The sequence below is a fragment of the uncultured Nostoc sp. genome (genome assembly GCF_964245575.1).
In the GTDB taxonomy this organism is placed as follows: Bacteria; Cyanobacteriota; Cyanobacteriia; order Cyanobacteriales; family Nostocaceae; genus Nostoc.
In genome coordinates, this window is record NZ_CAXTNP010000260.1 from 1 (window position 1) to 10,951 (window position 10,951).

Below are 10,951 nucleotides of genomic sequence, written 5' to 3' on the forward strand. Positions count from 1 at the left end.
GGATTGGGGATTGGGTACTGGGAATTGGGCATTGGGGACTGGCGACTAGGAAAGAAGCACAGGAAGAAGAACTATTAACAAATGACAAATGACAAATGACAAATGACAAATGACAAATGACTAAGACTCAAGAAAAGGGTAAAGTCTATCTTGTAGGTGCCGGGCCTGGAGATGTGGCATACTTGACGGTAAAAGCTTACAATCTCTTAGCTGCTGCTCAGGTTTTAGTCTACGATGCCCTGGTAGATGCTCAATTGTTGCAGTGCGTACCACCTGATTGTTTGAAGTTAGATGTTGGGAAACGCGGTGGAAAACCCAGTACAACCCAAGCTGAGATTAACAAGTTACTAGTAAAGAATTGCCAGCAAGGGAAACAAGTTGTCCGGCTCAAATCAGGCGATCCGTTGATTTTTGGGCGTTGTACTTCCGAAATTGAAGCGCTGAAAGCATCTGGTTGTGATTTTGAACTAGTACCAGGAATTTCCTCAGCCCTTGCAGCACCTTTGTTAGCAGGAATTCCCCTCACAGATCCGGTATTGAGTCGCACTTTTGCAGTGCTTACAGGTCATGAACCAGAAGTTTTAGACTGGGAGGCACTCTCACGGCTAGAGACACTGGTAATTTTGATGGGAGGGCAACATCTGCCAGAAATTGTACATCAACTGGTGCGACACGGGCGATCGCACTTAACACCCATTGCCATCATCCGTTGGGCAGGAACTCCTCGCCAACAAATTTGGACAGCGCAACTGGGCAATATTGTGGAACAAACCACCGAATTATCCCTTTCTCCAGCAGTAATTGTTATTGGCGAAGTTGTTGGGCTACGGAAGTACTTACAACCTGAGAATATATATTTAGACGAAATTATCAGGCAGGAGTCTGGAGAAAGGCATTCCCAGGTTCCGGCTGTGAATGAGAGTATTCCTATACCCCAACCTATGTTAAGTAACTTCCGCTCATCTCCTCTTCCCCTCAGTGGCAAAACAATCTTGGTGACACGTTCAGTTGGACAGTCGAGCCAATTTAGCGATCGCCTCATCGCATTAGGTGCAACAGTCATCGAAATGCCTACCTTAGAAATCGGCCCGCCCTCCAGTTGGGAAGCTTTGGATAATGCGATCGCTCATTTATCTGACTTCGACTGGTTAATTCTCACTTCTACCAATGCCATAGACTACTTTTTTGAAAGGCTAAACGCCCAAGGTAAAGATACCCGGGCCTTAGCTGGCGTCAAAATTGCCGTTGTTGGCGATAAAACAGCCCATTGTCTCAAACAACGCTCTCTCCAACCAGATTTTATTCCCCCCAACTTTGTTGCCGATTCTTTAGTGGAAAATTTTCCAGAGAAACTAGATGGTAAAAAGGTTTTATTTCCCAGAGTTGAAAGCGGCGGAAGAGAAATTTTGGTTAAGGAATTAACTCTCAAGGGAGCAAAGGTGATAGAAGTTGCCGCATATCAATCTTGTTGTCCTAGTGGTATTCCACCAGAGGCAGAGTTAGCTCTCCAAAACCGCAAGATAGATGTGATTACTTTTGCCAGTTCTAAAACTGTGCAATTTTTCTGTCAACTTACTGACAAGATATTTTCCAACAAATCTGATGCTAGTCGATTCTTAGAGGGCGTTTGTATTGCCTCTATCGGGCCTCAAACCTCCAAAACCTGTGATTTTTTATTCAGGCGTGTGGATGTAGAAGCCCAAGAATATACTTTAGATGGTTTAACCCAAGCATTGATAACATGGGCGACAAATTCTTAGATAAGGGAGATGAAGGAGCAGTTCTTGAGCAGGGGAAGCAGAGGAAGCAGGGGGAGAATAACTAATGACTAATGACCAATACTTCAGCTTACCTCGGCTCCGGCTCCATGGGAGCAAGTCGAGATGCTCGGCACGAGTTGCGAGAGTACAAGTGACTAATGACTAATGACTAAACGTATAATCGGCTTAACTGGCGGTATTGCCACAGGCAAAACCATTGTCACCAATTATTTGGCTAGCGCTTATAACCTGCCGATTCTGGATGCAGATATTTATGCTAGAGAGGCAGTATCTTTAGGTTCGCCTATTCTTGGTGCGATCGCTCAACGTTACGGCGAACAAATTTTACTACCAGATGGCAGCCTCAACCGCCAAAAGCTAGGCGAAATTATCTTTAATCGTCAAGATGAACGCAACTGGATAGACAATTTGATTCATCCTGATGTGCGCGATCGCTTCCTCAAAGCAATTGCCCTATCTTCCTCACAAACACTGATGTTAGTAGTGCCTCTATTATTTGAAGCTGGGATGACTGATTTAGTTACAGAAATCTGGGTAGTGCGTTGTTCTCAAGACCAACAGCTACAAAGATTGATACAACGAAACCATTTAAATAGAGAACAGGCACGAGCCAGGATCAACAGCCAATTATCTATCGAAGAAAAAGTGGCTCATGCAGATGTCGTTTTAGATAACTCCTCCACACTAGAAGTATTACTAGAGCAGGTAGATGTAGCCCTAAAAACCACTAGTAAGGACTAGATGCTATTTATCTTAAAAAAGATACATAGATGACATTCTCAAGACATAAAAGCTTTATAAATTTTAGGATTATCTAGTTAAGTAAAAAAATGTCATATCTGACCTATTCTTGTCCAATAATTCGGTGATTTTACAGTTGAAGCTGCAATTGATGGTACTGTAAATTTAAATAGTTGTTGGGCAAAAGATATCATTGAGTAAAATCAAACATTAATTCAAACATTAATTCAAACATTAATAACTAATAATTAAGATTTAATAAAAAATAATTTTAAAATAATATCAATTATTTTAAAATTATTATTAATTCTCTTCTCAACGAACTGCTTAATTAGACATTGGGTGATAAATTGCCTTTACTAGCTGTCAATGTGGTTGATTACTAACTAGATTGTCCACCTGTTCAATTCTGGATTGGTGATTGAAAGGAATTGAGATTCACTTAGGGTCCAAAACTCTTCGTTATAGATTTCTTCTTGGGGAAAACTCACTTATGTCTTTGATCAGGACAAGTATGAACTTAAGTTTTAGTTTTTTAAGTAAGTTAGCCCTAGTTAGCTTTCCAGGAACCGAATTAAAACAGAAGCATAAAGTACACGATTATAGCCAACTAATTTGTGGAAGCGACTATGTATTTGAGCGCCTCAATGAAGGAACAATCGGGTATATGACTGGAATCGGGAAAGGCATTAAACTCTGCGATCGCATTATTGTACGAGAAGGTTGTGAATCTTATCAATATCAAGTGGAGGAACTTGATTATTACTCAGATCCATCTGATATGTGGATAGCTTTACTCAAGCAAGTACCGATTGAGTAAATATTAAAGTCAACCAGTTACTTCAATTTCATAGGTTAAGATTCTCCTTCTCTTACGAAAGAATAAGATAAATGATCTATCTATTTTAAATTTATCAAAAAATGAGCTATTAAAGTATTCCTTTCGTAGGATAGCAAGTAAAGATGCAAAAGATTTGGATTATCTTTATCAAGGTGTATCACCGAACCATCAACTGCTAAGTGGTGATGATCTATCCAGCGATCCTGTGAATCTAGTAAAAAACTGAAGTAGGGGCTGACATCGGGATGATTTTTCGTTAATTCATCGTAGCTTTGATAAAAAGGAGGTATCCCAATTCCCATCGGCATATATAAACCTTTAGGATAGTCTTCTACAGGCAATTGAGGAAGCGTTTTCAGATTAATGCCACTAATGAATAATCTATTTTGTTCACCAGTCTTGGTATCTGTGAATCCTAGCTCAATTTCTTGTAAATTTTGTTCAACACCAATCGGTTTAATATTCCTTAAAATGGCTTTGTCAAATTTGCCTATTCTCCAGTATTGATTTCCCCAAGGCTTATTTGGATCGTAAAATCCTGGTGGTCGAAAACTAGCAAATTTAATTTCATTTTTAGCGTCGAAAAAACCTTTCCAAGTTGTAATATTTGATGTCAGTGTAGTTCTAACTTTTCTAGTTTGCTCTCCCGATACAATTATCTTTTCATCAAGAGGAAACTGAGTAGCAACTTCTTTTTGATCAATTATGTTTCTTAGAAGATTAGTCTTTACTATTGTGCCACTTGGATCTTGCCAGTGTTCTAATCTCCACCAATGCTGCCAATAAGAAATATTATTAATATTTTCAAAAATATTTTTGTAATGTCCCATCGGAAAAGTAAACCAACTTTGATAATAAAGAGATTTATTACCATCCTCTTTAGTGAAAAGTAAAATTTCCCACAACCCTGCATTTAAGCAATTATTAGCCAAAGCTACTTCTACGAGGTTTTGCTTTTCAAAACCGTCTCCTCCAATAATTTCTATATTTTTTGAATTAGCAGGAAAACTAATCTGTTGTCTGTTCCACTCCCGATCTGTAAAAGCGATTATTTCTAAACCTTGATCTTTTTTAACCCATTCGGGTGCTTTCGGGACTAATAACTCTAAATCAACATTTTTTATAACTATTTTTGCCGTGTTTTTGTCTGCTGATTCCAGCACGAAATCGAAATGTGTATTATCTTTCTTAATAAGTGTTAATTTTCTATTAGAATATCTTTGAAAACTTTTGCCTAAGGGCGCGGGATTGATTGGATAATCGACATTAGATAATTCTTGTAGTTTTATACTCATCTGATTATCAAATTTATATCTGGATTTAAACCAGAAACCACCCAGTCCCAGCAAACCAAGGCATAGTATAAAGGTACTAAATAAAATCTGTTTCTTTGTGACTCTGAAATTAACTTTATCAAATCGGGAAATGCCTGCAATTTTTTCCTTCGCAGAGATATTTTTCATCGGACAAATTTCTTTTTATGAGAATGCCGATTAACAGCATAGCATTCTGTAAAACAGATTTGTCATTTCTATTTTCAAAAATAATGCTAATAAACAATTATCTGCAATTAAGGAGTTTAATACCTATTTACTGCGGATACTGAACGCTACGTCTCTCTTAGAAAATTCCTTCTCTTGGGAATACCACAAGAGGAGCAATTTTCCGCTAGACTTAGCTGAAGTTTCAGTCAGGGTCTAAGAGGATATTTGAAAAGTCCTCTTGTCAGTATCAAAAGTTCTAGATTCCTCTAAACCCACGCCAGTTGCTCATGGGGGAAACCCCCAAGTAGAGCGACTGGCGTGGGTTAGGGGGGATCTAAAAGTGCCTAAAGTCATAGTGAAAAACTTTTCAAACAACCTCTAAGTTCGACTTTATCAATTTTTCCTTTCTTGTGATGCCTGCGGCAAGCCGCTAAAAGCTTCTACACATAGGCTTAAACCTTTTTATTTATCAAGACATTAGACTTTTTCAAGAAGAGGCACAATTAGTCACAATAGAAGAAGTTTCACACCCCAGACCAGAACTTTTACCCAATAAAGTGGGCTACTTCCCTTAATTGGATAAAGTCTAATTAAGCTGTCGAAGAAACTGAATATTCAAATCTAGCTTTTCTCCTAACCATAGGGAATGAACCACGTGGTCTGCTACAGCATCGCCTGTCTCAGGGTGGACGAGAATATCCAATCCCTCACGATTGAGCATTAACCAAGGAACGACTTTATTAAACTGATTCGGTAAGAAAGCAACTTGATACATTCCTTTTGGGTGGGGGCCGATGGGCTTGTCAAACCAGCGTCCGAGTTGCACCTCAAACCTAGCGCCTAATCCTTCACGTACACGCGCAGCTACATCCCGACTCGTGGTATCGAAGTAAACATGAGCATGAAAACCAGTGATCTCGATAGTATCTTCTTTCATAGATCCATTTTTCGCCCTCAACTCTAATTTTGGGTAGTGGACTTTTTCTTTCTCACTGAAAAAGCGATGTCTACAATGGTCACTGAGCTTGTCAAAGTGCGGGCTACGCCTACGCTCAATTTTAGCCCAATACTGTGCAGTTAAGGATCGGTTGTGGAGATTGAGGGAAGCAGGTAGGCAAGAATAAACCAAATTCAAAATTTGGTTCGCTCAGATTTATGCAATGTTAGTAATTAGTTAGCCTTGAAAGTGCTAGTAGTTTTTTTGACAACTTCATCTGTTAAAGGAGTAAGTGAAAGATGCACAACATGCACTGAACAAGGAGCATGGTGAAGAACGTAGTTACTCACACTACCGAGAAATATTTCCATCAGCCCAGAACGACCTCGACGCCCCATCACAATTAGGTCAGCACCATAACTACGGGCTAAGTCAGAAATGATGCGACCCGGATTACCAATATTTTGTGTAAATTCCGTAGTTACACCTGCTGTGTTAGCTTGGGCACAGAAAGATTGCAACATCTGGATGCCTTCCTTTTTAAAGGTATCCCACTGGTTTTGGTATAACTCGAAGCTTTGACTGCTCAATCCCGGATAATAGTCCAAATTAGACAGCATAGGCCCATAAGGACTACCTTCTTCTTCGGGAGATAAAACATGCAGTAGCATTAAGCTAGCTTGTGTTAACTTTGCTAAACCCAACGCTTCCTCAAAAACCTGTTGCCCTATTTCTGAGCGATCTAATGCAACTAAAATCTTTTTAAACATCATATAGACCTCCGATTTCATTAGTAATTGGTCTTTACGGTTTCGGGTTTCCAGATGCTGGTTTGTCAAAAATGACTAATCCCCCAACTATGTTTGGCAAGCTTTGATTTTAAATTTCTTAAAGCTTTACGCCCCATATTTATGTTTATAGTAAAATAATTTGAGGAACTTGTGAAGAAAGCAAAGATTTATCTTTTTACAGCGATCGCATCCCTAATTTGCCAGGTGCGATCGCATGGATTCACCTCTCCCCCAACCCCTCTTTGAAGCAAAGAGGGGAGCCGGATTTATCCCCCAACGCTAGTAGGTAAGGGAGTTGGGGGGTTAGGTCTGTGTGCAAAGTGCGAGGGTGCGATCGCGCTGATAGAATAGTCAATTAGATTAAAACATTATTATTTATCTTTTACTCCTAAAGCTTGACTAAAATTGACATCTATGAAATCAATAAGTTTTTTCTTTTCTCTTGTTTACTTAATCCTATAGTTCCAAGTCTTAATAGCTAAATCAATATACCATCCCAAATTAGTAGGAGTATTTTTTTCCTGTGACCTCCACCATTCCAAAATAGAATCATCAAAAGGACGGGTAGCACCTTTAAGGAGATAGATGAATAAATCTAAAGTATTTATATTTACACCATTAGTGGCTTGACATAAATACATATTTGCATTTGTCCATTTTGTCATACCATGCCTTTTTCTAAATCTTGTTCAGACTGAAAACGAATTTCTCCGCCAATGTAGATTAATTTACGATTCGCTTTGCCTGACTCCTCATTCCGTCTCTTCAAGTTAGTTGTTAAATGTTTTGATTTTAGGTAGGGCATGAAAATTTTTAATTACAATAATCTATATACAAATTATTGTATTTATACAAAACCTTTAACGGTAAAAATACTGAAATATTATCTATTTTAACAGACTCTCAACTTTCTCATTTGTCAACCCCAACTGTCGAAAAATCCCCAAAACATAGGCAGGATAAATTTCATCAGCACCCATATCTAACGGTATAAAAATTCATTACTCCAACTTAATAACTACTTTTTAAGGTTTCTTCTAATGTAAACGGAGATTCTTTAGGAAAGAAATTTAATTTAATACCTGTTTCATCAGATGCTTTGAGACGAGCTTTTTGATAACAATCTTCAAATACTTCTGCAAGTAGAGGTTGCAAACTGGGACTATCTTCTAATAATGTTTCAATACAGATACGTTGTTCAGAAATGGTACTGCACCAACTTTCACTACGTTTTTCTGATTGATATTGCCATTTTAGCAAGTGCATTAATAGTACAATTAATCGATTTTTTAACTCGCGTTTTTCACTTCTCCCCATGCTTTCAATTTCTTCAATTAGATTAGGTATATCTATTTCATTAAACTTATTTTCCTTTAACTGCTGGGCAATTGTTTGCGTCCACAAGTAAAAGTCTTGTTCATAAAGGTTTTTTTCATTTATAAAAGATGGACTGGTCATTAATATTCCTCTGGGAAATGCTAAATATTAGGTGGGCATAACACCCACCTAATTAAACTATACCAACAAAGCCTGCTCCTCTTTAGAAATCATGCGCCCTTCATCCTCAAAACCGACGATTTGATCAAAGTTTAAATAGCGATACAAATCATCAGCAAAAGGATGAATTCTCCTCGCTACAATATCCAAATATTCCTGCACTGTCGGGAGCCGTCCCAGCAGCGCACAAACTGCGGCTAATTCTGCTGAACCAAGATACACTCGCGCATCTTTACCCATGCGATTATTGAAGTTACGGGTAGAGGTAGAAAACACTGTTGTCCCATCAGCAACTCGCGCCTGATTTCCCATGCACAAGCTGCATCCGGGTATTTCTGTTCTAGCACCCGCAGCCCCAAAAACGCTATATACACCTTCTTCTTTTAATTGATGTTCATCCATGCGGGTTGGTGGTGAAATCCACAGGCGAGTTTTCACTTCACCTGCACCTTCCAAAACTTTCGCTGTTGCCCGATAATGACCAATATTCGTCATACATGAACCGACGAATACTTCTTGCACTGGATCGTTAGCAACTTCCGATAATAATTTCACATTATCGGGGTCATTGGGAGCAGCAACAATTGGTTCTTTGATTTCGTTCAAATCAATTTCAATTATTTCGGCATACTCAGCATCGGCATCGCCTTCTAATAAGACGGGATTTGCTAACCATTCTTCCATCTTGGCCACACGGCGCAGCATGGTACGTGGATCGTGATAGCCCCGTGCGATCATATTTTTCAGCAGTGCTACGTTAGAACGCAGATATTCAGAAATTGTCTCTACACTCAGCTTAATTGTACATCCTGCACAAGAACGCTCGGCACTAGCATCGGTGAGTTCAAAAGCTTGTTCAACTTTTAAATCTGGCAAACCTTCTATTTCCAAAATTCGCCCGGAGAAAACGTTTTTCTTATTCTGCTTCTCTGCTGTCAGCAAACCTTTTTGAATTGCCACGTAGGGAATGGCATTCACGACATCTCGCAGGGTGACACCTGGTTGCAACTCACCTTTAAATCTTACTAAAACTGACTCTGGCATATCTAAAGGCATAACACCCAAGGCGGCTGCAAAAGCTACCAACCCAGAACCGGCGGGGAAGGAAATACCCAAGGGGAAGCGGGTGTGAGAGTCGCCGCCAGTTCCCACGGTGTCGGGTAGCAGCATCCGGTTTAACCAAGAGTGGATGATACCATCACCGGGACGGAGGGCAACACCGCCACGGGAGGCAAAGAAATCAGGGAGTTCGTGATGGGTTTTGATGTCTACTGGTTTGGGATAAGCTGCTGTGTGGCAGAAACTTTGGATCACTAAGTCTGCACTGAAACCAAGACAGGCAAGTTCTTTCAATTCGTCGCGGGTCATGGGGCCTGTGGTATCCTGGGAACCAACTGTAGTGATGATCGGTTCGCAGGATGTGCCGGGACGCACACCAGGTAATCCGCAAGCTTTACCGACCATTTTTTGGGCTAGGCTGTAGCCTTTGCCTGTATCAAAGGCTTGCTGGGGACGGGTAAATACTGTGCTGGGTTCTAAACCAAGTGCAAGACGAGTTTTGTCGGTGAGGGTACGGCCGATAAGTAAGGGGATGCGTCCACCTGCACGGACTTCATCGAGGATGGTATCAGGTTTGAGGGCAAAGGTGGAAATGACTTCGCCTGCTTCATTCGTAATTTCGCCTTTGTAGGGATGGATGGTAATTACCATGCTGGTTTCTAGTTTGGTGACATCGCACTGGATAGGCAAAGCACCGGCATCTTCAGCTGTGTTAAAGAAAATAGGCGCGATCGCACCACCTAAAACATAACCCCCAGCGCGTTTGTTTGGCACAAAAGGTATATCATTTCCCATGTGCCACAATACTGAGTTGATGGCAGATTTCCGCGACGAACCTGTACCAACTACATCTCCCACGTAAGCTACAGGATGCCCTTTTTTCTTCAGTTCGGCAATGGTTGCCAAACTTCCCGGTTGCCGTGACTCTAACATCACTAAGGCGTGTAAGGGAATATCTGGGCGAGTTGTGGCGCTTTGGGCGGGGGATAAATCGTCGGTATTGGTTTCGCCAGGAACTTTAAAAACGGTAACAGTAATCGCTTCTTTTACTGTGGGGCGAGTGGTAAACCATTCAGCTTCCGCCCAAGAGTCAATCACCCGCTTGGCGAAAGGATTGGTTTTAGACAACTCTAAAACATCGTGGTAAGCGTCATACACTAAGAGGATTTTGCTTAAGGCGTTGGCGGCATAAGCGGCGATGGGTTCCTTTCCTTGTCCGCCCATCACTAGAGGTGTTTCAGATGAGTCTGAAACGGATACGGTGGGCCATTGCAGCAAATCGATTAAAGATTGCACATTGTAACCACCTACCATTGTGCCCAGCAATTGCACTGCTTCTATGCGCGAAATCAAAGGACTGGTGATTTCCTTTTTGGCAATCGCGGTGAGAAATCCGGCTTTGACATAAGCTGCTGGATCAACACCAGGAGAAACGCGATCGCTCAATAGATGTAATAATATCTCCTCTTGACCCTTTGGCGGATTTTTCAGTAATTCACATAATTCTGAGGTTTGCTTCGCATCCAATGGTAAAGGGGGAATACCGAGTGCTGCCCTTTGGGCAACGTGTTTACGATATGATTCCAGCATTTGTATGTTCTCCATTGGGATGTTCTACCTTTAATTATGAAATATTTTTAGGTAACACTTGGCTATAAAAGTTTAGCTTACTTTTATGATGAAAGCCTTACTGGTAATCAGTTGTTTGCAGTTGTTTTTATACTGAAAGTTGGAAAAGTATTAGGCAAATAGAATTCGCTACTACATAACCCAAGTTGCTAGTTATGTTTGCAGGTGTTCAGATGGCGTTGCATAAATAA

9 protein-coding genes are annotated in these 10,951 nt (G+C 40.4%); 3 read left to right on the top strand and 6 right to left on the bottom strand.

Features of this window, described 5'->3' with window-relative positions:
- The first annotated feature begins 116 nt into the window (after positions 1–116).
- The 3 genes from cobA (at position 117) to ACFFAP_RS30195 (ending at position 3,342) form a co-directional block, all read left to right on the top strand.
- Positions 117–1,760, top strand: a complete 1,644-nt coding sequence (cobA, locus tag ACFFAP_RS30185; RefSeq protein WP_375514664.1) for a uroporphyrinogen-III C-methyltransferase — start codon at positions 117–119, stop codon at positions 1,758–1,760.
- Positions 1,761–1,925: 165 nt separating this feature from the next.
- Positions 1,926–2,522 carry a dephospho-CoA kinase gene (gene coaE / locus ACFFAP_RS30190; RefSeq protein ID WP_375514665.1) on the top strand — a complete coding sequence of 199 codons (597 nt, stop codon included), beginning with the start codon at positions 1,926–1,928 and terminating at the stop codon, positions 2,520–2,522.
- A 514-nt stretch (positions 2,523–3,036) separates the two neighbouring features.
- On the top strand, positions 3,037–3,342 hold the full coding sequence (locus ACFFAP_RS30195; RefSeq protein ID WP_375514666.1) for a hypothetical protein: 306 nt from the start codon (positions 3,037–3,039) through the stop codon (positions 3,340–3,342).
- A gap of 80 nt (positions 3,343–3,422) precedes the next feature.
- Here the strand turns inward: ACFFAP_RS30195 and ACFFAP_RS30200 are convergent, their stop codons facing one another.
- The 6 genes from ACFFAP_RS30200 to acnB form a co-directional block, all read right to left on the bottom strand.
- Positions 3,423–4,826, bottom strand: coding sequence for a hypothetical protein (locus tag ACFFAP_RS30200; RefSeq protein WP_375514667.1), 1,404 nt, complete (start codon positions 4,824–4,826; stop codon positions 3,423–3,425).
- A gap of 607 nt (positions 4,827–5,433) precedes the next feature.
- A complete protein-coding gene (locus ACFFAP_RS30205) occupies positions 5,434–5,784 on the bottom strand; it encodes a DOPA 4,5-dioxygenase family protein (RefSeq protein WP_375514668.1) in 351 nt (116 codons plus the stop codon).
- Between the two features lie 233 nt (positions 5,785–6,017).
- Entirely contained in the window at positions 6,018–6,554 is a 537-nt protein-coding gene (locus ACFFAP_RS30210; protein ID WP_375514671.1) for a universal stress protein, read from the bottom strand.
- A gap of 467 nt (positions 6,555–7,021) precedes the next feature.
- A complete protein-coding gene (locus tag ACFFAP_RS30215) occupies positions 7,022–7,216 on the bottom strand; it encodes a hypothetical protein (protein ID WP_375514669.1) in 195 nt (64 codons plus the stop codon).
- Positions 7,217–7,586: 370 nt separating this feature from the next.
- The gene (locus ACFFAP_RS30220) at positions 7,587–8,033 is read right to left on the bottom strand and encodes a DUF29 domain-containing protein (protein WP_375514670.1); all 447 of its coding nucleotides are present in this window, start codon (positions 8,031–8,033) and stop codon (positions 7,587–7,589) included.
- Between the two features lie 57 nt (positions 8,034–8,090).
- A complete protein-coding gene (gene acnB / locus ACFFAP_RS30225; protein WP_375514672.1) occupies positions 8,091–10,721 on the bottom strand; it encodes a bifunctional aconitate hydratase 2/2-methylisocitrate dehydratase in 2,631 nt (876 codons plus the stop codon).
- Between the last annotated feature and the right edge of the window lie 230 nt (positions 10,722–10,951).

Bases quoted from the DNA above. Each gene is read 5' to 3' on its own strand.
- ACFFAP_RS30220 (WP_375514670.1), bottom strand. From the start codon at position 8,033: ATGACCAGTCCATCTTTTATAAATGAAAAAAACCTTTATGAACAAGAC.
- acnB (WP_375514672.1), bottom strand. From the start codon at position 10,721: ATGCTGGAATCATATCGTAAACACGTTGCCCAAAGGGCAGCACTCGGT.
- ACFFAP_RS30200 (WP_375514667.1), bottom strand. From the start codon at position 4,826: ATGAAAAATATCTCTGCGAAGGAAAAAATTGCAGGCATTTCCCGATTT.
- ACFFAP_RS30195 (WP_375514666.1), top strand. From the start codon at position 3,037: ATGAACTTAAGTTTTAGTTTTTTAAGTAAGTTAGCCCTAGTTAGCTTT.
- coaE (WP_375514665.1), top strand. From the start codon at position 1,926: ATGACTAAACGTATAATCGGCTTAACTGGCGGTATTGCCACAGGCAAA.
- ACFFAP_RS30210 (WP_375514671.1), bottom strand. From the start codon at position 6,554: ATGTTTAAAAAGATTTTAGTTGCATTAGATCGCTCAGAAATAGGGCAA.
- ACFFAP_RS30215 (WP_375514669.1), bottom strand. From the start codon at position 7,216: ATGTATTTATGTCAAGCCACTAATGGTGTAAATATAAATACTTTAGAT.
- cobA (WP_375514664.1), top strand. From the start codon at position 117: ATGACTAAGACTCAAGAAAAGGGTAAAGTCTATCTTGTAGGTGCCGGG.
- ACFFAP_RS30205 (WP_375514668.1), bottom strand. From the start codon at position 5,784: ATGAAAGAAGATACTATCGAGATCACTGGTTTTCATGCTCATGTTTAC.